The organism is Kosakonia sp. 1610 (assembly GCF_050435845.1).
GTDB lineage: Bacteria > Pseudomonadota > Gammaproteobacteria > Enterobacterales > Enterobacteriaceae > Kosakonia > Kosakonia cowanii.
Genome location: NZ_JBNDKZ010000003.1, coordinates 336,585 through 360,694 on the forward strand (window position 1 = coordinate 336,585; position 24,110 = coordinate 360,694).

General features: G+C 56.9%; 20 protein-coding genes and 1 pseudogene. 18 read left to right on the forward strand and 3 right to left on the reverse strand.

Annotated elements, in window-relative coordinates:
- Positions 1–39 precede the first annotated feature (39 nt).
- Entirely contained in the window at positions 40–606 is a 567-nt protein-coding gene (gene satP / locus ABIC80_RS12295; RefSeq protein WP_076768923.1) for an acetate uptake transporter, read from the reverse strand.
- A 298-nt stretch (positions 607–904) separates the two neighbouring features.
- On the opposite strand from satP, the gene dnaK reads away from it, so the two are divergent.
- From dnaK to nhaR, 4 genes are all read left to right on the forward strand, one after another.
- Complete coding sequence (dnaK, locus tag ABIC80_RS12300) at positions 905–2,830, forward strand: molecular chaperone DnaK (RefSeq protein ID WP_124969893.1); 1,926 nt, start codon at positions 905–907, stop codon at positions 2,828–2,830.
- Between the two features lie 85 nt (positions 2,831–2,915).
- The gene (dnaJ, locus tag ABIC80_RS12305; protein WP_023480326.1) at positions 2,916–4,058 is read left to right on the forward strand and encodes a molecular chaperone DnaJ; all 1,143 of its coding nucleotides are present in this window, start codon (positions 2,916–2,918) and stop codon (positions 4,056–4,058) included.
- Positions 4,059–4,224: 166 nt separating this feature from the next.
- Complete coding sequence (nhaA, locus tag ABIC80_RS12310; protein ID WP_429177351.1) at positions 4,225–5,391, forward strand: Na+/H+ antiporter NhaA; 1,167 nt, start codon at positions 4,225–4,227, stop codon at positions 5,389–5,391.
- A 20-nt stretch (positions 5,392–5,411) separates the two neighbouring features.
- Positions 5,412–6,311: a transcriptional activator NhaR gene (gene nhaR, locus ABIC80_RS12315; protein WP_094419329.1), complete on the forward strand. Its 900-nt coding sequence runs from the start codon at positions 5,412–5,414 to the stop codon at positions 6,309–6,311.
- 48 nt (positions 6,312–6,359) lie between these two features.
- Here the strand turns inward: nhaR and rpsT are convergent, their stop codons facing one another.
- On the reverse strand, positions 6,360–6,623 hold the full coding sequence (gene rpsT, locus ABIC80_RS12320; RefSeq protein WP_023480327.1) for a 30S ribosomal protein S20: 264 nt from the start codon (positions 6,621–6,623) through the stop codon (positions 6,360–6,362).
- A gap of 89 nt (positions 6,624–6,712) precedes the next feature.
- Between rpsT and ABIC80_RS12325 the strand changes: the two are divergent.
- The 14 genes and pseudogenes from ABIC80_RS12325 to folA all read left to right on the forward strand — a co-directional run.
- Positions 6,713–6,809 (forward strand): annotated as a pseudogene (locus ABIC80_RS12325) (hypothetical protein); the annotation flags it as partial.
- A gap of 141 nt (positions 6,810–6,950) precedes the next feature.
- A complete protein-coding gene (ribF, locus tag ABIC80_RS12330; protein ID WP_429177353.1) occupies positions 6,951–7,892 on the forward strand; it encodes a bifunctional riboflavin kinase/FAD synthetase in 942 nt (313 codons plus the stop codon).
- A 45-nt stretch (positions 7,893–7,937) separates the two neighbouring features.
- The gene (ileS, locus tag ABIC80_RS12335) at positions 7,938–10,754 is read left to right on the forward strand and encodes an isoleucine--tRNA ligase (RefSeq protein ID WP_094419330.1); all 2,817 of its coding nucleotides are present in this window, start codon (positions 7,938–7,940) and stop codon (positions 10,752–10,754) included.
- On the forward strand, positions 10,754–11,254 hold the full coding sequence (lspA, locus tag ABIC80_RS12340; RefSeq protein WP_200134214.1) for a signal peptidase II: 501 nt from the start codon (positions 10,754–10,756) through the stop codon (positions 11,252–11,254). The genes ileS and lspA overlap by 1 nt, the downstream gene beginning before the upstream one ends.
- A gap of 106 nt (positions 11,255–11,360) precedes the next feature.
- Complete coding sequence (gene fkpB, locus ABIC80_RS12345; protein ID WP_023480425.1) at positions 11,361–11,831, forward strand: FKBP-type peptidyl-prolyl cis-trans isomerase; 471 nt, start codon at positions 11,361–11,363, stop codon at positions 11,829–11,831.
- Positions 11,812–12,762 (forward strand): 4-hydroxy-3-methylbut-2-enyl diphosphate reductase, encoded by a 951-nt coding sequence (gene ispH, locus ABIC80_RS12350; protein WP_076768916.1) that lies wholly within the window; start codon positions 11,812–11,814, stop codon positions 12,760–12,762. Before fkpB ends, ispH begins: the two co-directional genes overlap by 20 nt.
- Before the next feature lie 75 nt (positions 12,763–12,837).
- A complete protein-coding gene (gene rihC, locus ABIC80_RS12355; protein WP_429177355.1) occupies positions 12,838–13,752 on the forward strand; it encodes a ribonucleoside hydrolase RihC in 915 nt (304 codons plus the stop codon).
- A 153-nt stretch (positions 13,753–13,905) separates the two neighbouring features.
- Positions 13,906–14,727: a 4-hydroxy-tetrahydrodipicolinate reductase gene (gene dapB, locus ABIC80_RS12360; protein WP_429177357.1), complete on the forward strand. Its 822-nt coding sequence runs from the start codon at positions 13,906–13,908 to the stop codon at positions 14,725–14,727.
- A gap of 455 nt (positions 14,728–15,182) precedes the next feature.
- Positions 15,183–16,331, forward strand: coding sequence for a glutamine-hydrolyzing carbamoyl-phosphate synthase small subunit (gene carA, locus ABIC80_RS12365; RefSeq protein ID WP_429177359.1), 1,149 nt, complete (start codon positions 15,183–15,185; stop codon positions 16,329–16,331).
- Between the two features lie 17 nt (positions 16,332–16,348).
- Positions 16,349–19,573, forward strand: a complete 3,225-nt coding sequence (gene carB / locus ABIC80_RS12370; RefSeq protein ID WP_094419334.1) for a carbamoyl-phosphate synthase large subunit — start codon at positions 16,349–16,351, stop codon at positions 19,571–19,573.
- A 226-nt stretch (positions 19,574–19,799) separates the two neighbouring features.
- Positions 19,800–20,033, forward strand: a complete 234-nt coding sequence (locus ABIC80_RS12375; protein WP_429177361.1) for a YgdI/YgdR family lipoprotein — start codon at positions 19,800–19,802, stop codon at positions 20,031–20,033.
- 132 nt (positions 20,034–20,165) lie between these two features.
- Positions 20,166–20,696: a glutathione-regulated potassium-efflux system oxidoreductase KefF gene (kefF, locus tag ABIC80_RS12380; RefSeq protein ID WP_263753284.1), complete on the forward strand. Its 531-nt coding sequence runs from the start codon at positions 20,166–20,168 to the stop codon at positions 20,694–20,696.
- Positions 20,689–22,551, forward strand: a complete 1,863-nt coding sequence (gene kefC / locus ABIC80_RS12385) for a glutathione-regulated potassium-efflux system protein KefC (protein ID WP_139966657.1) — start codon at positions 20,689–20,691, stop codon at positions 22,549–22,551. The genes kefF and kefC overlap by 8 nt, the downstream gene beginning before the upstream one ends.
- A 194-nt stretch (positions 22,552–22,745) precedes the next feature.
- Complete coding sequence (gene folA, locus ABIC80_RS12390) at positions 22,746–23,225, forward strand: type 3 dihydrofolate reductase (protein WP_023480281.1); 480 nt, start codon at positions 22,746–22,748, stop codon at positions 23,223–23,225.
- Between the two features lie 34 nt (positions 23,226–23,259).
- Here the strand turns inward: folA and apaH are convergent, their stop codons facing one another.
- Positions 23,260–24,108, reverse strand: a complete 849-nt coding sequence (apaH, locus tag ABIC80_RS12395; RefSeq protein ID WP_429177363.1) for a bis(5'-nucleosyl)-tetraphosphatase (symmetrical) ApaH — start codon at positions 24,106–24,108, stop codon at positions 23,260–23,262.
- Between the last annotated feature and the right edge of the window lie 2 nt (positions 24,109–24,110).

The following is a 24,110-nucleotide window of genomic DNA, read 5'->3' on the forward strand; positions in this document are numbered from 1 at the left end:
AATGCGAAGCCCGGCTTCGCATTTTAGGGGAGCAAGGAATCAGGCTTTTTCGCCAATCGGCAGCACGGTGCGGCCAAACTGCTCGTTCAGCACCTCGCCCATCGCCAGGTAGATCGCGCTGGCACCGCAGACGAGGCCAATCCAGCCCGCGATATGAACGATGTTTTCGTTATCCGCCAGATGTCCCACCGCCAGCAGCGCAAACAGCACCGTCAGGCTCAGGAAGACAAACTGCAGCATGCGCGCGCTTTTCAGCGTGCCGAAGAACATAAACAGGGTAAAGACGCCCCAGATGGCTAAATAGACGCCGAGGAAGTGGCCGTTGGTCGCCTCTGTCAGCCCCATTTTCGGGAACAGCAGAATCGCTACCAGCGTCAACCAGAAAGAACCGTAAGAGGTAAAAGCCGTTAAGCCGAAGGTGTTGCCTTTTTTATACTCAAGCAGGCCGGCAAAAATTTGTGCGATACCACCATAGAAAATGCCCATGGCCAGGATAATGACATCCATCGGGAATAGACCAATATTGTGCAGGTTAAGCAGAATAGTGGTCATGCCGAAGCCCATTAAGCCCAGCGGAGCCGGATTAGCCAACTTAGTGTTGCCCATAATTCCTCAAAAGAATCAATTGATAAAGGGGAGAAATAATTACCCCGCGGGCGTTTTCTGCAAGCGGGGCGCGGCATCATAAATAGCGCCATCCGGCCTGTCTATGATCTGAACAGGTGGAAATTAAAAATTTTTTTATTGTCTCCCCCTTGATGCGCGGCGCGGCGACCCCATCTTGTAGTCAACCGCATTTTGTGGGCTTGCAAAAAAATCAATACAGGGCAGTTGAAACCGTGAGGTTTGCCCTTATTACAGGTTCACAACCAGCTGATGACGAATTTTTAGTGGAGACGTTTAGATGGGTAAAATTATTGGTATCGACCTTGGGACAACCAACTCTTGTGTAGCCATCATGGATGGGGCTCAGGCGCGCGTGCTTGAGAACGCTGAGGGCGATCGCACCACGCCTTCCGTAATTGCGTACACACAGGATGGCGAGACTCTGGTAGGTCAGCCGGCTAAACGTCAGGCAGTGACGAACCCGCAAAACACGCTGTTTGCGATCAAGCGCCTGATTGGCCGTCGCTTCCAGGACGAAGAAGTCCAGCGTGACGTATCTATCATGCCTTACAAAATCATGGCAGCCGACAACGGCGACGCCTGGATTGATGTGAAAGGCAACAAAATGGCACCGCCGCAGATCTCTGCTGAAGTGCTGAAAAAAATGAAGAAAACGGCGGAAGATTACCTGGGTGAACCGGTAACTGAAGCGGTTATCACCGTTCCGGCTTACTTTAACGATGCGCAGCGTCAGGCGACCAAAGACGCCGGCCGTATCGCGGGCCTGGAAGTAAAACGTATTATCAACGAACCGACAGCGGCTGCGCTGGCTTACGGTCTGGATAAAGAGACCGGCAACCGCACTATCGCGGTATACGACCTGGGCGGCGGTACCTTCGATATCTCCATCATCGAAATCGACGATGTTGACGGCGAAAAAACCTTCGAAGTACTGGCGACCAACGGTGACACCCACCTCGGTGGTGAAGACTTCGACAGCCGTCTGATCAACTACCTGGTGGAAGAGTTCAAGAAAGATCAGGGTATCGATCTGCGCAACGATCCGCTGGCGATGCAGCGCCTGAAAGAAGCGGCAGAGAAGGCGAAAATCGAGCTCTCTTCTGCACAGCAGACCGACGTGAACCTGCCGTACATCACCGCAGACGCGACCGGTCCGAAACACATGAACATCAAAGTGACTCGCGCGAAACTGGAAAGCCTGGTTGAAGACCTGGTAAGCCGTTCTATCGAGCCGCTGAAAGTTGCGCTGCAGGATGCGGGCCTCTCCGTTTCTGACATCAACGACGTGATCCTGGTCGGTGGCCAGACCCGTATGCCGATGGTGCAGAAAAAAGTGGCTGAGTTCTTCGGCAAAGATCCGCGTAAAGATGTGAACCCGGATGAAGCAGTAGCTATCGGTGCTGCGGTTCAGGGCGGCGTTCTGACCGGTGAAGTTAAAGACGTTCTGCTGCTGGACGTTACCCCGCTGTCGCTGGGTATCGAAACCATGGGCGGCGTGATGACTCCGCTGATCAACAAAAACACCACTATCCCGACCAAGCACAGTCAGGTGTTCTCTACTGCGGAAGACAACCAGTCTGCGGTAACCATCCACGTGCTGCAGGGTGAGCGTAAACGCGCCTCCGATAACAAATCGCTGGGCCAGTTCAACCTCGACGGTATCAACCCGGCACCGCGCGGCATGCCGCAGATCGAAGTCACCTTCGATATCGACGCCGATGGTATTCTGCACGTCTCTGCGAAAGACAAGAATACCAACCGTGAGCAGAAGATCACCATCAAGGCTTCATCTGGTCTGAACGAGGATGAAATCCAGAAAATGGTGCGTGACGCGGAAGCGAACGCCGAGTCTGACCGTAAGTTCGAAGAGCTGGTACAGACCCGTAACCAGGGCGATCATCTGCTGCACAGCACCCGTAAGCAGGTTGAAGAAGCAGGCGACCAACTGCCGGCTGAAGACAAAACTGCAATCGAGTCCGCGCTGAGCGAGCTGGAAACCGCGCTGAAAGGCGAAGACAAAGCGGCCATCGACGCGAAAATGCAGGCGCTGGCACAGGTTTCCCAGAAACTGATGGAAATCGCCCAGCAGCAGCACGCACAGCAGCAGGCAGGCGGCGCTGATGCTTCTGCGAACAACGCCAACGCGGCGAAAGATGACGACGTGGTTGACGCCGAGTTCGAAGAAGTTAAAGACAAAAAGTAATCGCCCTTATGCAGGGTAGATAACCAGCACGGGCGTCGGAGTTTTCTCCACGCCCGTGCTCGTATGTTAAGGGGCAGATAAACCGATGGCGAAGCAAGATTATTACGAGATTCTCGGTGTGTCGAAAACGGCCGAAGAGTCTGAGATCAAAAAGGCGTACCGACGCCTGGCCATGAAATTTCACCCGGACCGCAACCAGGGCGATAAAGAGGCCGAAAGCAAATTCAAAGAGATCAACGAAGCCTATAAGGTCCTGACCGATCCCCAGAAACGCGCGGCGTACGATCAGTACGGTCATGCGGCCTTTGAGCAGGGCGGCGGTGGCGGTGGATACGGCGGCGGCGGCTTTGGCGGCGGTGCCGACTTTAGCGACATCTTTGGCGATGTCTTTGGCGACATCTTCGGCGGCGGTCGCGGTCGTCAACGCGCGGCGCGTGGTTCCGATCTGCGTTACACCATGGAGCTGACGCTGGAAGAAGCGGTACGCGGCGTCACGAAAGAGATCCGCATCCCGACGCTGGAAGAGTGCGACATCTGCCACGGCAGCGGCGCAAAAGCGGGTACTCAGCCGCAGACCTGTCCGACCTGTCATGGCTCCGGCCAGGTGCAGATGCGCCAGGGCTTCTTTGCCGTACAGCAGACCTGTCCGCACTGTCAGGGCCGCGGTACGCTGATTAAAGATCCGTGCAACAAATGTCACGGCCACGGTCGCGTTGAGAAATCCAAAACCCTCTCCGTGAAGATCCCGGCAGGGGTGGATACCGGCGATCGTATTCGTCTGAGCGGCGAAGGCGAAGCGGGCGAGCACGGCGCGCCGGCAGGCGATCTCTACGTTCAGGTGCAGGTGAAACAGCACCCGATCTTCGAGCGTGAAGGCAATAACCTCTACTGCGAAGTGCCGATCAACTTTGCCATGGCGGCGCTGGGCGGCGAAATCGAAGTGCCGACGCTGGATGGTCGCGTGAAGCTGAAAGTGCCGAGCGAAACCCAGACCGGCAAGCTGTTCCGCATGCGCGGTAAAGGCGTGAAATCCGTGCGCGGTGGCGCGCAGGGCGATCTGCTGTGCCGCGTGGTCGTAGAGACGCCGGTCGGCCTGAACGAGAAGCAGAAACAGCTGCTGCAGGATCTGCAGGATAGTTTTGGTGGCCCGACCGGGGAAAATAACAGCCCGCGCTCCAAAAGCTTCTTCGACGGCGTGAAAAAATTCTTCGACGATCTGACGCGCTAAGCGTTTCGCATCACCTCTCTTTATCAACCCGGCGCTGCCGGGTTTTTTTTTGCCCGCTCGCATACCTCGGGAAAACAGAGTTGATAAGCAATAATAATCTGTTTTTAACGAAGAGTGACGAGGAGTAAGATAGCCGCCACGACGTTACAGGGAGTGGGAGAATCCGATGAAGTTTTTGCACCGTTTTTTAAATAGCGATGCCTCAGGTGGCATCGTGCTGATTTGTGCCGCCGCGCTGGCCATGCTCTGCGCGAACCTCGGCGTGACGCAGGAGATTTACAGCTCGTTTTTACAGACCCCAGTCCAGCTGAAAGTCGGCTCGCTTGAGATCAATAAAGACATGCTGTTGTGGATTAACGATGCGCTGATGGCGATCTTTTTCCTGATGGTCGGTCTGGAAGTGAAGTATGAACTGGTAGAGGGGACGCTCGCCAGCCGTCAGCAGGCGGTATTCCCGGTGATTGCCGCGCTGGGTGGAATGGTTGCACCCGCGCTGATCTTCCTGCTGTTTAATGGTCATAACCCGCTGGCAAGCCACGGTTGGGCCATTCCTACCGCGACCGATATTGCCTTTGCCCTTGGCGTGCTGGCGCTGTTAGGTAATCGCGTCCCGCCGGTACTGAAGGTGTTTCTGATGGCGCTGGCGATCATTGACGATCTCGGCGCGATTGTGATTATTGCACTGTTCTACACCAGCGATCTCTCGACTCTGGCGCTGGGCGTTGCCGCCACCGCTATCGCCGTGCTGGCAATCATGAACGCACTCAATGTGCGCCGCATCGGTCTCTATATGTTAGTGGGCGTCGTGCTGTGGACGGCGGTGCTGAAATCCGGGGTTCATGCCACGCTTGCGGGTGTTATCGTCGGTTTCTTTGTGCCGCTGAAAAAAGAGAATGGCGTATCGCCGTTACATCAGCTGAGTGATGCGATTAGCCCGTGGGTCGCCTGGCTTATTCTGCCGCTGTTTGCTTTTGCCAATGCCGGGGTTCCTCTTATCGGTATGTCGCTCTCCGGCCTGACGGATGTACTGCCGTTGGGGATTATTGCTGGTCTGGTGATCGGTAAACCGCTCGGTATTTCGCTCTTCTGCTGGCTGGCGCTGCGTTTGAAACTGGCGAAGCTGCCGCATGGCGCGGTGTTCAAACAGATTATGGCGGTCGGTGTGCTGTGCGGTATCGGCTTTACCATGTCGATCTTTATCTCGTCACTCGCCTTTGGTGATGCGCATGCCGATATGATCGCCTGGAGCAAACTGGGCATTCTCACCGGCTCGGTTATCTCGGCCGTGGCGGGTTACTGCCTGCTGCGTACGCGCCTTATCCGCACGGCGTAGTCACCAAAAGGTAAAGCGCCATGTCATATATCAATTACAACCATCTGTACTACTTCTGGCATGTCTACCGGGAAGGCTCCGTCGTTGGTGCGGCGGAGGCGCTTTACTTAACGCCGCAGACCATCACCGGGCAGATCAAAGCGCTGGAGGAGCGGCTACAGGGCAAGCTCTTTAAACGTAAAGGGCGGGGGCTGGAAGCTACCGAACTGGGTCAGCTGGTGTTTCGCTATGCGGATAAGATGTTCGCCTTAAGCCAGGAGATGCTCGATATCATCAACTACCGCAAAGAGGCGAACCTGCTGTTTGATGTCGGCGTGGCGGATGCGCTCTCAAAGCGGCTGGTGAGCGGTATCCTTGATGCCGCCGTGCAGGAGGGCGAGCCGATTCACCTGCGCTGCTTTGAATCGACGCACGAGCTGCTGCTGGAGCAGTTAAGCCAGCATAAGCTCGATATGATTATCTCGGACTGCCCCATCGACTCTGCGCAGCAGGAGGGGCTCTTTTCGGTGAAGATTGGCGAATGCAGCGTCAGCTTCTGGAGCAGCGGCCCGGTGCCCGTTCTGCCGTTTCCCGCCTGCCTTGAAACGCGTCGGTTATTAATTCCCGGTCGCCGCTCAATGCTCGGCCGCAAGTTAATGAACTGGTTTCATGTGCAGAACCTGCAGGTGGAGATCCTCGGCGAGTTTGATGATGCTGCGCTGATGAAGGCCTTTGGCGCGAAACATGACGCCATTTTTGTTGCGCCGACCTCGTATGGCGACGACTTCTATGCCGATGCGCGCATGGTGGAGATCGGTCGGCTCGACAATGTGCAGGAGGAGTATCACGCGATTTTTGCTGAACGGATGATCCAGCATCCGGCGGTGCAGCGCATCTGCAATCGCGATTATTCAGCGCTCTTCGCGCTCCGCCAGAAATGAAAAAACCCGCCGAAGCGGGTTTTTTTTACAAAGCGAACAGCGAAGCGATTAAGCCAGGCTGTTGATACGCGCGGTCAGGTTAGCCTTATGACGCGCTGCTTTGTTTTTGTGGATCAGACCTTTAGCGGCCTGACGATCCACGATCGGTTGCATTTCGTTAAATGCATTCTGCGCAGCGGCTTTGTCGCCAGCTTCAATAGCTGCGTATACTTTCTTAACGAAAGTACGCATCATTGAGCGACGGCTAGCGTTGTGCTTGCGAGCCTTTTCAGACTGAACGGCGCGCTTCTTAGCTGATTTGATATTAGCCAAGGTCCAACTCCCAAATATGATCTTTATGGACAATTCAAAGGCCGGGGAATATGCCCTTTTAGCCTTCTTTTGTCAATGGATTTGTGCAAATAAGCGCCGTTAAGCAACGACGCTCGTTACGTAGTGATGGCGCAGGATTCTAACAGCTTGCGTGTCGCGAATACAGCTTTTCCACCAGAAAAATCGTGCATAACGGCAGATTCTCACCACAGCCAGCGGCAGCCTGATGAAAAGCCTCTCCTTATCTGGCGCGATAAGGCAATCGCCGGTTAACGTTGCCCGCTGTACAAGGTATAATCCGACGATTTTCACTGTTTTGAGCCAGACATGAAGCTGATACGCGGCATACATAACCTCAGTCATGCACCGCACGGGTGTGTGCTGACTATTGGTAATTTCGACGGCGTACATCGCGGTCATCAGGCGTTGCTACAGGGGCTGGGCGCAGAAGGGCGCGCGCGTGGCCTGCCGGTGGTGGTGATGATTTTTGAACCGCAGCCGCTGGAGCTGTTCGCCGGGGAAAAATCCCCCGCGCGGCTGACGCGTCTGCGCGAGAAGCTTCGCTGGCTGGCCGAGTGCGGCGTGGAGTATGTTCTCTGCCTGCGCTTCGACAGGCGTTTTGCGGCGCTGACCGCACAAACCTTTGTCAGCGACCTGCTGGTTGACCGCCTCGGTGTGAAATTTCTCGCAGTCGGTGACGATTTCCGTTTTGGCGCTGGTCGCCAGGGGGATTTCTTGTTATTACAGAAGGCCGGTGAGAAATATGGCTTTGACGTCACCAGTACGCAAACCTTCTGCGAAGGCGGCGTGCGGGTGAGCAGCACCGCGATTCGCCAGGCGCTGGCGAACGACGACCTGGCGCTTGCCGAGAATCTGCTTGGCCGCCCGTTCAGCATCTCCGGGCGCGTTGTCCACGGCGATGCGCTGGGGCGCACCATCGGTTTTCCAACGGCGAATGTGCCGCTGCGTCGCCAGGTCTCCCCGGTAAAAGGGGTCTACGCGGTTGAAGTCGCGGGTCTCGGCGACACGCTGCTGCCGGGCGTTGCCAATATTGGTACCCGTCCGACGGTGGCAGGTATTCGCCAACAGCTGGAAGTGCACCTGCTGGATGTTGCAATAGACCTTTATGGTCGCCATATAGACGTAGTACTGCGTAAAAAAATACGTAACGAACAGCGCTTTGCTTCCCTCGATGAACTGAAGGCGCAAATCGCCCGAGATGAGGTAGCGGCCCGTGAGTTTTTTGGGCTATCTAAACCGGCTTCTTAAGGCCTGGTGGTATTAATCAAACCGAAATACGGAACCGAGAATCTAATGAGTGACTATAAATCTACCCTGAATTTGCCGGAAACAGGGTTCCCAATGCGTGGCGATCTCGCCAAACGCGAACCGGGAATGCTGGCGCGTTGGACTGATGATGACCTCTACGGCATCATCCGTGCGGCGAAAAAAGGCAAAAAAACCTTCATTCTGCATGATGGCCCTCCATATGCGAATGGCAGCATTCATATTGGTCACTCGGTTAACAAGATTCTGAAAGACATTATTGTGAAGTCCAAAGGGCTCGCAGGTTATGACTCGCCTTACGTTCCGGGTTGGGATTGCCACGGTCTGCCGATCGAACTCAAAGTCGAGCAGGAGTACGGCAAACCGGGCGAGAAGTTTACCGCCGCCGAGTTCCGCGCTAAGTGCCGTGAATATGCCGCCACGCAGGTAGACGGGCAGCGCAAAGACTTTATCCGTCTGGGCGTGCTCGGCGACTGGTCGCACCCTTACCTGACCATGGACTTCAAAACCGAAGCCAATATCATCCGCGCGCTGGGCAAAATCATCGGTAACGGCCACCTGCTGAAAGGGGCTAAACCGGTGCACTGGTGCGTCGACTGCCGTTCTGCGCTGGCGGAAGCGGAAGTTGAGTATTACGACAAAACCTCACCTTCTATCGATGTCGCCTTCCAGGCCGTCGATCAGCAGGCGGCGAAAGCGAAATTCGGCGTTGATTCTGTTAACGGCCCGGTTTCGCTGGTTATCTGGACCACCACACCGTGGACACTCCCTGCTAACCGCGCTATCTCCCTCTCTCCGGAGTTTGAGTACGCGCTGGTGCAGGTTGACGGTCAGGCGGTGATCCTGGCAAAAGATCTGGTTGAGAGCGTGATGAAACGCACCGGCATCAGCGATTATCGCGTGCTGGCTACGGTCAACGGCGCTGAGCTTGAGCTGATGCGCTTCAAACACCCATTCCTCGATTTCGACGTGCCGGCGATCCTTGGCGATCACGTTACGCTGGAAGCGGGTACCGGTGCGGTGCATACCGCCGGTGGTCACGGCCCGGACGACTACACCATCAGCCAGAAGTACGGTCTGGAAATTGCCAACCCGGTTGGCCCGGACGGTCGCTATCTGCCGGGCACCTACCCGACGCTGGACGGCATTAACGTCTTCAAAGCAAACGACATCATCGTGGCGCTGCTGACCGAGAAAGGCGCGCTGCTGCACGTCGAGAAGATGCAGCACAGCTATCCGTGCTGCTGGCGTCACAAGTCGCCGATCATCTTCCGCGCTACGCCGCAGTGGTTCGTCAGCATGGATCAAAAAGGGCTGCGCGCGCAGTCGCTGCAGGAGATCAAAGGCGTGCAGTGGATCCCGGACTGGGGCCAGGCGCGTATCGAATCGATGGTCGCTAACCGCCCTGACTGGTGTATCTCCCGTCAGCGCACCTGGGGCGTGCCGATGTCGCTGTTCGTCCATAAAGATAGCGAAGAGCTGCACCCGCGTACGCTGGAGCTGATGGAAGAGGTAGCAAAACGCGTTGAAGTTGACGGCATTCAGGCCTGGTGGGATCTCGACCCGCGCGACATCCTCGGCGATGACGCCGACAGCTATGTCAAAGTGCCGGATACGCTGGATGTCTGGTTTGACTCCGGTTCAACCCATGCTTCCGTCGTCGACGTTCGCCCGGAGTTTGCAGGCAACGCAGCAGACATGTATCTGGAAGGTTCGGATCAGCATCGCGGCTGGTTTATGTCCTCCCTGATGATCTCGACAGCGATGAAGGGCAAAGCGCCTTATCGTCAGGTGCTGACCCACGGTTTCACCGTTGACGGCCAGGGCCGCAAGATGTCGAAATCGATCGGCAACACCGTTTCGCCGCAGGATGTGATGAACAAACTCGGCGCGGATATTCTGCGTCTGTGGGTGGCATCAACGGATTACACCGGTGAAATCGCCGTTTCCGACGAGATCCTCAAGCGTGCCGCCGATAGCTATCGTCGTATCCGTAACACCGCGCGCTTCCTGCTGGCGAACCTTAACGGTTTCGATCCGGCGAAAGATATGGTGAAACCGGAAGATATGGTGGTGCTGGATCGCTGGGCTGTCGGCTGCGCGAAAGCGGCGCAGGAAGATATCCTGAAAGCCTACGAATCCTACGACTTCCATGAAGTGGTGCAGCGCCTGATGCGCTTCTGCTCCGTGGAGATGGGCTCCTTCTATCTCGACATCATTAAAGACCGCCAGTACACCGCGAAAGCGGACAGCCGCGCGCGTCTTAGCTGCCAGAGCGCCCTCTATCACATCTGTGAAGCGCTGGTGCGCTGGATGGCACCGATCATGTCCTTCACTGCGGATGAGATCTGGGGCTACCTGCCGGGCGATCGCGAGAAGTATGTCTTCACCGGCGAGTGGTACGAAGGCCTGTTTGGTCTCGCGGACAGCGAAGCGATGAACGATGCCTACTGGGCCGAGCTGCTGAAAGTGCGTGGCGAAGTCAACAAGGTGATCGAGCAGGCGCGTGCCGATAAGAAAGTGGGCGGCTCCCTTGAAGCGACGGTGACGCTGTTCGCGCAGCCGGAGCTGGCGGCGAAACTGACGGCGCTGGGCGATGAATTGCGATTTGTCCTGTTGACCTCAGGCGCACAGGTTGAGGATTATGCCAGCGCGTCTGCGGATGCACAGCAGAGCGAACTGCTCAAAGGGCTGAAAGTAGCGCTGAGTAAAGCCGATGGTGAGAAGTGCCCGCGTTGCTGGCATTACACCCATGATGTCGGTCAGGTGGCGGAACACGCAGAAATTTGCGGACGCTGTGTTAGCAACGTCGCCGGTGACGGCGAAAAACGTAAGTTTGCCTGATGAGTAAACCGATCTTTTCAACAGGGCTGCGCTGGCTATGGCTGGTCGTGGCGGTGCTGATTATCGATCTGGGCAGTAAATACCTGATCCTCCAGAACTTCGCTCTGGGGGAGACGGTCTCTCTGTTCCCGTCGTTAAACCTGCACTATGCGCGTAACTATGGGGCGGCATTCAGCTTCCTCGCCGACAGTGGCGGCTGGCAACGCTGGTTCTTCGCGGGTATCGCTATCGGTATCTGCGTGGTGCTGTCGGTGCTGATGTACCGCGCTAAAGCGTCGCAAAAGCTGAATAACATCGCCTATGCGCTGATTATTGGCGGCGCGCTCGGTAACTTGTTCGACCGTCTGTGGCATGGCTTTGTCGTCGATATGATCGATTTTTATGTGGGCGACTGGCATTTTGCTACCTTTAACCTTGCCGATACTGCAATCTGTATCGGCGCGGCGCTGATCGTGCTGGAAGGGTTTTTACCCTCCGCCGCAGTGAAAAAACAGGCGTAAGCCATAAAGCGTTGTAGGCCCGGTTATTAAGCCGGATAAGCGTAGCGCCATCCGGCATGCAATATAGCCCGGGTCCTACATTCGCTATCACATAAGAGCAACCTGCATGTCTAAATCCGTACAGAGCGACAGCGCAGTGCTGGTGCACTTCACGCTCAAGCTCGAAGATGGTTCACTTGCCGAATCCACACGCAACAACGGTAAGCCGGCGCTGTTTCGCCTTGGCGACGGTTCCCTTTCCGAAGGGCTGGAGCAACATCTGCTTGGCCTGAAGGCCGGGGAGAAAAAGGTCTTTTCCCTTGAGCCGGATGCCGCTTTCGGCACGCCGAGCCCGGACCTGATCCAGTACTTCTCGCGCCGTGAATTTATGGACGCCGGCGAGCCTGAAATCGGCGCGATTATGCTCTTTACCGCAATGGATGGCAGCGAAATGCCCGGCGTGATCCGTGAAATCAACGGTGATTCGATTACCGTCGATTTCAACCATCCGCTGGCGGGCAGAACCGTCCACTTTGATATCGATGTGCTGGAAGTCGATCCGGCACTGGAGGAGACAAATGCAGATCCTGTTGGCTAACCCGCGCGGTTTTTGCGCTGGCGTTGACCGCGCTATCAGCATTGTTGAAAACGCGCTGGCGATCTACGGCGCGCCGATTTACGTGCGTCACGAAGTGGTGCACAACCGCTACGTGGTCGACAGCCTGCGCGAGCGCGGCGCCATCTTTATTGAGCAGATAAGCGAAGTGCCGGACGGCGCGATCCTGATCTTCTCGGCGCACGGCGTTTCACAAGCGGTGCGCAACGAAGCGAAAAGCCGTGATTTAACGGTCTTCGATGCCACCTGTCCATTGGTCACAAAAGTGCATATGGAAGTGGCACGCGCCAGCCGACGTGGCGAAGAGGCGATCCTGATTGGTCACGCCGGTCACCCGGAAGTGGAAGGCACTATGGGTCAGTACAGCAACCCGAAAGGGGGCATGTACCTGGTTGAGTCGCCGGACGATGTAGCGACGCTTGAGATCAAAGATCCGGGCAAACTCTCGTTTATGACCCAGACCACGCTCTCCGTCGACGATACTTCTGATGTCATTGACGCCCTGCGCGTGCGTTTCCCGCAGATCGTCGGGCCGCGTAAAGATGATATCTGCTACGCCACCACCAACCGTCAGGAAGCGGTGCGCGCACTGGCTGAACAGGCGGAAGTGGTGCTGGTGGTGGGCTCCAAAAACTCCTCCAACTCCAACCGGCTCGCCGAGCTGGCGCAGCGGATGGGCAAAGCGGCCTATCTGATTGATGATGCCTCTGATATCCAGGAGCGCTGGGTTCAGGGTATTGCCTGTGTCGGCGTTACCGCTGGCGCGTCCGCGCCAGATATTCTGGTGCAGAACGTGATTACCCGCCTGCAGGAGCTGGGCGGCGGCGAGGCCATCCCGCTTGAAGGGCGCGAAGAGAATATCGTCTTCGAAGTGCCAAAAGAGCTGCGGGTCGAGGTTCGCGAAGTCGAGTAACCTTTTTCCCGAGGGTTATGCGAAGATGCCAGACTGAGTCTGGCATTTTTTTTGACCATTTTTCGTGGAGGGGCTATGGGTCTGCCAATCATTCTCGACACCGATCCCGGTATTGACGACGCCGTGGCGATTGCCGCCGCGCTGTTCGCACCTGAGTGCGATCTGAAACTGATCACCACTGTTGCCGGTAATGTTTCGCTGGAGAAAACCACCCGCAACGCGCTGCAACTGCTTCACTTCTGGAACGCAGATGTCCCGCTGGCGCAGGGCGCCGCCACGCCCTTGCTGCGCCCGCTTTACAGCGCGGCAAATGTGCATGGCGAATCGGGGCTGGATGGCTACGACTTTATTGAACATGCACGCCAGCCGCTGGCGACCCCGGCTTTTCAGGCGATCCGCGAAATGCTGCTGGCCTCGCCTGAACCCATGACGCTGGTGACCATCGGCCCGCTGACCAATATCGCGCTGCTGCTTACCCACTACCCGGAGTGCCAGTTCAACATCCGTCGGCTGGTGATGATGGGCGGCTCCGCCGGGCGCGGTAACTTTACGCCGAGCGCCGAATTTAATATCGCCGTCGATCCCGACGCCGCGGCGCGCGTTTTTGCCAGCGGGCTGGATATCGTCATGTGCGGCCTGGATGTCACCAACCACGCAACCCTTGCGCCCGCGTTTCTGGCCACGCTTCCCACCCTTAACCGCACCGGCAAAATGTTGCATGCGCTTTTCAGCCACTACCGCAGCGGCAGCATGGCGACCGGGCAGCGCATGCACGATCTCTGCGCTATCGCTTACCTGGTCCGCCCGGATCTCTTTACCCTCAAACCCTGCTTTGTGGCGGTTGAGACGCAGGGGCAGTTCACTACGGGCGCGACGGTGGTGGATATCGACGGCAAGCTGGGGATGCCCGCTAATGCGCAGGTAGCGCTGGATATGGATGTTGAGGGTTTTCGTACATGGTTCGCCGGGGTGCTGGCGCTGGCACCTTAATAACGAAGCCAGGCTCTTGTCATGCCTTTTACTGATATTTGCTGGTGTATATCATTAATTTCTAATTATCGACGTTTTCGGCTGGTGGCTCAGCGATGGGCTGGTTAATCTGGAAACGATTTTTACGCATTTAATTAACAAAAGAGCACAACTATGCATGATGCAGCAATCCGCGTAGCCATCGCGGGCGCTGGCGGTCGTATGGGCCGACAGCTGATTCAGGCGGCGCTGGCTATGGAGGGCGTGGCCCTTGGTGCAGCGCTGGAGCGGGAAGGTTCATCTCTGCTGGGAAGCGATGCGGGCGAACTCGCAGGCGCGGGTAAAAGCGGTGTCACGGTGCAGAGCAGCCTTGAGGCAGTGAAAGATGATTTCGATGTCTTTATCGATTTCACCCGCCCGGAAGGGACGCTGCACCATCTCGCCTTTTGCCTTCAGCACCATAAAGCCATGGTGATCGGCACCACCGGTTTTGATGACGCGGGCAAGCAGGCCATCAGCGACGCGGCACAGGAGATTGCTATCGTCTTTGCCGCTAACTTTAGCGTTGGCGTAAACGTCATGCTGAAGCTGCTGGAGAAAGCGGCGAAGGTGATGGGCGACTATACCGACATTGAAATTATTGAAGCGCACCACCGCTATAAAGTGGATGCACCGTCAGGCACGGCGCTGGCGATGGGGGAAGCGATCGCCAGCTCACTGAATAAAGAGTTAAAAGAGTGCGCGGTTTATTCGCGTGAAGGCCATACCGGTGAGCGTGTTCCTGGCACCATTGGCTTTGCTACGGTTCGCGCCGGGGATATCGTCGGCGAACATACGGCGATGTTCGCCGATATTGGCGAGCGTGTCGAGATTACGCATAAAGCGTCAAGCCGCATGACCTTCGCTAATGGCGCGGTGCGTTCCGCTTCATGGCTAAAAGATAAAGAAAACGGTCTTTTTGATATGCGTGATGTCCTCGATCTCAACAATCTATAAGCGTTTTTACCCTTCGTGATGTGGTTGTTGCAGTCATAATAGATTGATTGCAAAGGGCAATAATTTATTGCCCTTTTATTTTGCCATGTATAAATGATTTTTCCTTTCAAGCCGCTAAATTACACGCTTTATGAGTGATTTTTTGTTTCTAAAATGTAAATTTTGACCATTTGGTCTGGTTTTTCACTCCGGCCACCACTCAGATACAATTTTCTTCCCGCGCAAGCGTTTTCCCGACTCTGCTTATCTTCTTTTTTTATCTCTTAAACCCTGTAAAAGCAGGCAGTGGCGTAAAAGAGAAAGAAAAACAGGCCTCATAAGTTGACTTTTATCCCGCATCTCTCCAGAATGCCGCCGTTTGCCAAAAATCCACGGCCAGCAAATTTGCATTGATTCATCATCCTGATATGAATTAATATGCAAATAAAGTGAGTGAATATTCTCTGGAGGGTGTTTTGATTAAGTCAGCGCTATTGGTTCTGGAAGACGGAACCCAGTTTTACGGTCGGGCCATAGGGGCAACGGGCACGGCGGTTGGGGAAGTCGTTTTCAATACTTCAATGACCGGTTATCAAGAAATCCTCACTGATCCTTCCTATTCCCGCCAAATCGTGACTCTTACTTATCCTCATATTGGCAATGTCGGCACCAACGCGGCTGACGAAGAGTCCTCTCAGGTGCATGCGCAGGGTCTGGTGATTCGCGACCTGCCGCTGATTGCCAGCAACTACCGCAGCACTGAAGATCTCTCTTCCTACCTGAAACGCCATAACATCGTGGCGATTGCCGATATCGATACCCGCAAGCTGACCCGCCTGCTGCGCGAAAAAGGCGCACAGAACGGCTGCATTATCGCGGGCGAAAACCTCGACGAGACCGTGGCGCTGGAGAAAGCGAAAGCCTTCCCGGGGCTGAACGGGATGGATCTGGCGAAAGAGGTGGCGACTCAGGAGAGCTATAGCTGGACGCAGGGCAGCTGGACGCTGGCGGACGAACTGCCGGAAGCGAAACAAGAGAGCGAACTGCCTTACCACGTTGTGGCCTATGATTACGGCGCGAAACGCAACATTCTGCGTATGCTGGTGGATCGCGGCTGCCGCCTGACGGTAGTTCCTGCACAAACCCCGGCCGCAGAAGTACTGAAAATGAATCCGGACGGTATCTTCCTCTCTAACGGCCCCGGCGACCCGGCACCGTGCGATTACGCCATCGACGCGATTAAAGCGTTCCTGGAAACCGACATCCCGGTGTTCGGCATCTGCCTCGGACACCAGCTGCTGGCGCTGGCGAGCGGTGCGAAAACCGTGAAGATGAAGTTTGGTCACCACGGCGGCAACCACCCGGTAAAAGATATCGACAACAATACGGTGATGATCACCGCGCAGAACCACGGCTTTGCCGTCGACGAGGCTTCCATGCCTGCCAACCTGCGCGTCACGCACAAATCGCTGTTCGACGGCACGCTGCAGGGCATTCACCGCACCGATAAGCCGGCCTTCAGCTTCCAGGGCCACCCGGAAGCCAGCCCAGGCCCGCACGACGCCGCGCCGCTGTTTGACCACTTTATTGAATTGATTGAGCAGTATCGTCATACCGCCAAATAATCAGGAGAAAAAGAGCCATGCCAAAACGTACAGACCTAAAAAGCATCCTGATCCTTGGCGCTGGCCCGATTGTTATCGGCCAGGCGTGTGAATTCGACTACTCCGGCGCGCAGGCGTGTAAAGCGCTGCGCGAAGAGGGTTACCGCGTAATCCTGGTGAACTCCAACCCGGCAACCATCATGACCGACCCGGAAATGGCGGACGCCACCTATATCGAGCCAATCCACTGGGAAGTGGTGCGCAAAATCATCGAGAAAGAGCGCCCGGACGCGGTGCTGCCGACAATGGGCGGCCAGACCGCGCTCAACTGCGCGCTGGAGCTTGAGCGCCAGGGCGTGCTGGAAGAGTTCGGCGTGACGATGATTGGCGCTACCGCAGATGCGATTGATAAAGCGGAAGATCGCCGCCGTTTCGATATCGCGATGAAGAAAATCGGCCTCGATACCGCGCGTTCCGGTATTGCGCACACCATGGACGAAGCGCTGGCCGTGGCGGCTGACGTCGGCTACCCGTGCATTATCCGCCCCTCCTTTACCATGGGCGGCACCGGCGGCGGCATCGCCTATAACCGCGAAGAGTTTGAAGAGATTTGCGCCCGCGGCCTCGACCTCTCTCCGACCAAAGAGTTGCTGATTGATGAGTCGCTGATTGGCTGGAAAGAGTATGAGATGGAGGTGGTGCGCGATAAGAATGACAACTGCATCATCGTCTGCTCGATTGAAAACTTCGACGCCATGGGCATCCATACCGGTGACTCCATCACCGTGGCCCCGGCGCAGACCCTGACCGACAAAGAGTACCAAATCATGCGTAACGCCTCGATGGCGGTACTGCGTGAAATCGGTGTGGAGACCGGCGGCTCCAACGTGCAGTTCGCGGTCAACCCGAAAAACGGCCGTCTGATTGTTATCGAAATGAACCCGCGCGTGTCACGCTCCTCGGCGCTGGCCTCAAAAGCGACCGGCTTCCCGATTGCGAAAGTGGCGGCGAAACTGGCGGTAGGCTACACGCTGGATGAGCTGATGAACGATATTACCGGCGGGCGTACCCCGGCATCGTTCGAACCCTCTATCGACTATGTCGTCACCAAAATTCCGCGCTTCAACTTCGAAAAATTTGTTGGCGCTAACGATCGCCTGACCACGCAGATGAAATCCGTTGGTGAAGTGATGGCGATTGGCCGCACCCAGCAGGAGTCGCTGCAAAAAGCGCTGCGCGGCCTCGAAGTAGGCGCCACCGGCTTCGACCCGAAAGTAAGCCTTGAGGATCCGGAAGCGCTGACCAAAATCCGCCGCGAGCTGAAAGATGCGGGCGCGGATCGTATCTGGTACATCGCTGACGCTTTCCGCGCTGGCCTTTCCGTCGATGGCGTTTTCAACCTGACCAATATCGACCGCTGGTTCCTGGTGCAGATTGAGGAGCTGGTGCGTCTGGAAGAGCAGGTCGCCGCGCAGGGCATTAACGGCCTGAATGCCGACTTCCTGCGCCAGCTGAAACGCAAAGGCTTCGCCGATGCGCGTCTGGCGACGCTGGTTGGCGTGCGCGAAGCGGAGATCCGCAAGCTGCGCGACCAGTACAACCTGCACCCGGTCTACAAACGCGTTGATACCTGCGCCGCGGAATTCGCTACCGACACCGCCTATATGTACTCCACTTATGAAGAGGAGTGCGAAGCGAACCCGAACCAGGATCGCGAAAAAATCATGGTGCTCGGCGGGGGGCCAAACCGTATTGGCCAGGGTATCGAGTTTGACTACTGCTGCGTCCACGCCTCGCTGGCGCTGCGCGAAGATGGTTACGAGACCATTATGGTCAACTGTAACCCGGAGACCGTCTCCACCGATTACGACACCTCCGACCGCCTCTACTTCGAGCCGGTAACGCTGGAAGATGTGCTGGAAATCGTGCGTATCGAGAAGCCGAAGGGCGTGATTGTTCAGTACGGTGGCCAGACGCCGCTGAAACTGGCGCGCGAACTGGAAGCAGCGGGCGTACCGATTATTGGCACCAGCCCGGATGCAATTGACCGCGCAGAAGACCGCGAACGTTTCCAGCAGGCGGTAGAGCGCCTGAAGCTGCTGCAACCGGCTAACGCCACGGTCACGGCGCTGGAGCAGGCGGTTGAGAAGGCCAAAGAGATCACCTATCCGCTGGTGGTGCGTCCCTCCTATGTGCTGGGTGGCCGCGCAATGGAGATTGTCTACGACGAAGTCGACCTGCGTCGCTACTTTATGACCGCAGTCAGCGTCTCCAACGATGCGCCGGTGCTGCTGGATAAATTCCTTGATGACGCAGTAGAAGTGGACGTCGACGCGATTTGCGACGGCGAAAGCGTGCTGATTGGCGGCATCATGGAGCATATCGAGCAGGCAGGTGTTCACTCCGGTGACTCCGCCTGTTCACTGCCAGCCTATACGCTCAGCCAGGAGATTCAGGATGTGATGCGCCAGCAGGTGCAGAAACTGGCGTTTGAGTTGCAGGTGCGCGGTCTGATGAACGTGCAGTTCGCAGTGAAAGATAACGACGTCTACCTGATTGAAGTGAACCCGCGTGCGGCGCGTACCGTACCGTTTGTTTCAAAAGCGACGGGCGTTCCGCTGGCGAAAGTGGCGGCGCGCGTGATGACCGGCCAGACTCTGGCTGCGCAGGGGCACACAAGCGAAATTATCCCGCCGTACTACTCGGTGAAAGAGGTGGTGCTGCCGTTCAACAAATTCCCGGGCGTTGACCCGCTGTTAGGGCCAGAGATGCGCTCGACCGGGGAAGTGATGGGCGTTGGTCGCACCTTCGCTGAAGCGTTTGCCAAAGCGCAACTCGGCAGCAACTCCACCATGCAGAAGCGTGGTCGTGCGCTGCTGTCGGTGCGCGAAGGGGATAAAGAGCGCGTTGTTGACCTCGCCGCTAAGCTGCTGAAGCAGGGCTTTGAGCTGGATGCTACCCACGGCACAGCGATTGTGCTCGGCGAAGCAGGCATCAACCCGCGCCTGGTGAACAAGGTGCATGAAGGGCGTCCGCACATTCAGGATCGTATTAAGAATGGCGAATACACCTACATCATCAACACCACCGCAGGTCGCCAGGCGATTGAGGATTCAAAACTGATTCGCCGCAGCGCGCTGCAGTACAAGGTGCATTACGACACCACCCTGAACGGCGGCTTCGCCACCGCGATGGCGCTGAATGCCGACGCCACCGAGAAGGTGACCTCCGTGCAGGAGATGCACGCGCAGATCAACAAGTAACAGAGCGGGCCGGTTTACCGGCCCGAATTTTTTGTATTTGTAGGCCGGATAAGGCGTTGCCGCCATCCGGCAATAATGCCTGATGGCGCTTCGCTTATCAGGCCTACGCGATCCTACCTGCATTTACCCACCTTCAGAGTGTTCTGTATTTTCCTCATCCCTCAGCGAGTTACCCTACACTTACTCCCAAGAAGCTTAAAATTGACTGCAAAACAGGGAGAGAACCATGAAAACTAAACTTCTGCTCACATCCGTAATGACTGCCGCTGCGCTGTTCACCGTTACCGGTTGTTCTTCAAACCAGGCTGTAGAGACGACCGATGGCAAAACTATCGTTACCGACGGCAAGCCGCAGGTAGACAAAGATACCGGTATGGTCTCCATTAAAAATGCCGAAACCGGTAAAACGCAGCAGATCAACCGTGACCAGGTTAAAGGAATGAGCGAGCTGGATAACTAATCCGCCACGCTTAGCGTGCGGTGGCTTTCGCCGCCGCACGACCCCCCTCTGAATTTCCCTACAGATTGCCACTGTTAGCCAATCGATTAACTGTCTACACTCTTTGAAAATTGTCAGTGAAACAGGTAATCGATGATCCTTATTATTTACGCCCACCCCTATCCGCAACACTCCCATGCTAATAAGCAGATGCTTGAGCAGGTCAGGACAATGGATGAGGTGGAGATCCGTTCCCTTTACGACCTCTATCCCGATTTCAATATCGACATTGCCGCCGAGCAGCATGCTCTGGCACGTGCCGATCTCATCATCTGGCAGCACCCGATGCAGTGGTATAGCGTCACGCCGTTACTCAAACTCTGGATCGATAAAGTGCTGGCCCACGGCTGGGCATATGGTCACGGCGGCACCGCGTTGCGTGGCAAAAGCATTATGTGGGCGGTGACTACCGGCGGCGGCGAGCACCATTTTGATCTGGGTGAGCACCCTGGTTTTGAGGTGCTGGCCCAGCCTTTGCAGGCCACGGCGCTCTATTGTGGGCTGACCTGGCTGCCGCCTTTTGCCATTCACCGCACTTTTGTCTGCGATGACGAAACCCTGCAGGCGCAGGCACGGCAATATAAACAGCGTTTGCAGACATGGCTGGAGGTGCAGCGTGGATAGTCACTCAATGATTCAGGCGCTGATCTACCTGGGAGCGGCGGCGCTGGTGGTGCCAATCGCCATGCGCCTCGGGCTCGGTTCAGTGCTTGGTTACCTGATTGCCGGCGGGATTATCGGCCCGTGGGGATTACGGCTGGTCACCGATGCGGAGTCTATTCTGCACTTCGCCGAAATCGGCGTGGTATTGATGCTGTTTATCATCGGGCTCGAGCTCGATCCGCAGCGGTTATGGAAATTGCGCGCCTCGGTGTTTGGCGGCGGCGCGTTGCAGATGGGCAGTTGTGGCCTGCTGCTCGGCGGCTTCTGTCTGCTGCTTGGCCTGCCGTGGCCGGTGGCGCTGCTGATTGGCCTGACGCTGGGGCTCTCATCGACCGCTATTGCCATGCAGGCGATGAATGAGCGGAACCTTACCGCCTCGCAGATGGGGCGCAGTGCCTTTTCAGTGCTGCTGTTCCAGGATATCGCCGCGATTCCGCTGGTGGCGATGATCCCGCTACTGGCTGCCAGTGGCGGAGCGATGACCCTCAGCGCCTTTCTATTATCCGCGTTAAAAGTGGTGGCGGCGCTGACGCTGGTGGTGCTGATTGGGCGCTATGTCGCACGCCCGGCGCTGCGCTTTGTCGCCCGCTCCGGCCTGCGGGAAGTCTTCTGCGCCGTGGCGCTGTTGCTGGTCTTCGGTTTCGGTTTGCTGCTGGAAGAGGCCGGGTTATCGATGGCGATGGGCGCCTTCCTCGCCGGGGTGCTGCTTGCCAGCTCCGAGTATCGCCACGCGCTGGAGAGCGATATCGAGCCGTTTAAAGGGCTGCTGCTCGGGCTCTTCTTTATCGGCGTCGGCATGTCGATCGATTTTGGCACGCTGGTAAGCCATCCGCTGCGCATCCTGCTGCTGCTGGGCGGGTTCCTGGTGATTAAAACCGCGGTGCTGTGGCTGATTGCGCGTCCTTTAACGGTGCCGCGCAAACAGCGCTGGTGGTTCGCGGCGCTGCTGGGGCAGGGGAGTGAATTTGCCTTCGTGGTGTTTGGTGCCGCGCAGACGGCGCAGGTGCTGGATAGTGAATGGGCGAAAGCCTTAACCCTCACCGTGGCGCTGTCGATGGCGGCAACGCCGCTGCTGCTGCTGGTGCTTGCGCGTCTGGAAGCGGGCGGCGGTGATCGGGAGCAGGAAGCTGATGCGATTGACGAAGAGGAGGCGCGGGTGATCGTTGCCGGCTTTGGCCGCTTCGGGCAGATCTCAGGGCGTCTGCTGCTCTCCAGCGGCGTGAAGATGGTGATCCTCGATCACGATCCCGACCATATCGAGACGCTGCGTAAGTTTGGTATGAAGGTCTTCTACGGTGACGCGACCCGCGTCGATCTGCTGGAGTCTGCGGGCGCGGCGCGGGCGGAAGTCTTGATCAACGCAATTGATGATCCCGAAGCCAGCCTGCACTTAACGGAGCTGGCGAAGGAGCACTTCCCGCACCTGCGCATTATTGCCCGCGCCCGCGATGTCGATCACTACATTCGCCTGCGTCAGATGGGCGTCGAGGATCCTGAACGTGAGACCTTCGAAGCGGCGCTGAAAACCGGCCGTCAGGCGCTTGAAGGGCTGGGGCTGGGGGCCTATGAGGCGCGCGAGCGCGCCGATCGCTTCCGCCGCTTTAATCACGACATGATTGAAGAGATGGCGAATGCGGAAGATGGCGGCCAGGGGCGCGTTGCAGTGTTTAAGCGTACTAGCGCCATGCTGACGGAGATTATCGCCGAAGATCGTGCGCATCTCTCTGTTACGCAGCGCCATGGCTGGCAGGGGACGGAAGAGGGGCGGCACACTGACGATCCGGCAGATGAGCCCGCGGTGAAACCAGAGCCCTGATCGCGCGGTCTGTTAAGGCTGCTTGACGGCTAACGGCTTGATAGATCAGGCATGGAAAGCTGGCGGTGCTAAGATGTGCAGGGTCACCGCCAGCAGAACAGAAATTTTTCTTCTTCTTTACCTTGCACACCGTCGACGAAAGATTGTGCTTTCCGTATAGTGGCGACAATTTTTTGCATCCAGGAAATGAATGAATGATCAGTCTGATTGCGGCGTTAGCAGTGGATCGCGTCATCGGTATGGAGAATGCCATGCCGTGGGATCTCCCTGCCGATCTCGCCTGGTTTAAGCGCAACACCTTGAATAAACCTGTTGTGATGGGCCGCCTGACATGGGAATCCATCGGTCGCCCGCTGCCGGGGCGTAAAAACATTGTCATCAGCAGCCAGCCTGGCACCGACGATCGCGTTGAGTGGGTGAAATCCGTTGAGGATGCGCTGGCGGCGTGCGGCGATGCGCAGGAGATCATGGTGATCGGTGGCGGCCGCGTGTATGAGCAGTTCCTGCCGAAAGCGCAGCGCCTCTACCTGACGCACATCGATGCGGAAGTGGAGGGCGATACCCATTTCCCGGATTACGATCCGGACGAGTGGGACTCGGTCTTCAGTGAATTCCACGACGCGGACGCGCAGAATTCACACAGCTACTGCTTCGAAATTCTCGAGCGTCGCTAATAGCAAAATCCCCGGCATGCCGGGGATTTTCATTTCAGGAGGCGATAGCTTCCCCATCACCCAGATCCATCTGGCGATTCGATGGCTGGGTGAAGATCTGCTTATCCTCCCAGCGCAGGCAGGTGAGATCCCCGCCCCAGCAGCAGCCGGTATCCAGGCCGTAAATCCCCTCCGGCGTGCCTTCGCCTTCCAGCGATGCCCAGTGACCGAAGACGATGCCGTACTCTTGCGCGACCGGACCCGGAATTGAGAACCAGGGTTTCAGCGGTGCCGGCGCGTTCTGCGGCGTATCTTTGCAGTACATATCCAGCTGCCCGTTCGGGAAGCAGTAACGCATCCGCGTAAATGCGTTGGTGATAAAGCGTAAACGTGCAAGGCCGCTCAGCTCCGGCGACCAGTGGTTTGGCAGATCGCCATACATCGCATCGAGGAATAGCGGATAGGAGTCGCTTGCCAGCACCGCTTCGACATCGCGGGCGCAGCTTTTCGCCGTGTCGAGATCCCACTGTGGCGTGATCCCGGCGTGGGCCATCACCACCTTTTTCTCTTCATCGATTTGCAGCAGCGGCTGGCGACGCAGCCAGTTAATCAGCTCGTCGGCGTCGGGCGCTTCCAGCAGCAGGTTAAGCCGATCTTTCGGCTTATTGCGGCTGATGCCGGCAAAGACTGCCAGCAGATGCAGATCGTGATTGCCGAGCACAACGCGCGCGCTGTCGCCAAGGGATTTGACGTAACGCAGCACGTCGAGCGAGCCAGGGCCGCGCGCCACGAGGTCGCCGGTCAGCCATACGGTGTCTTTTTCCGGTGAAAACTGCACCTGGTTTAACAGCGCGATCAGTTCATCAAAGCAACCGTGAACGTCGCCAATAAAGTATGTAGACATTG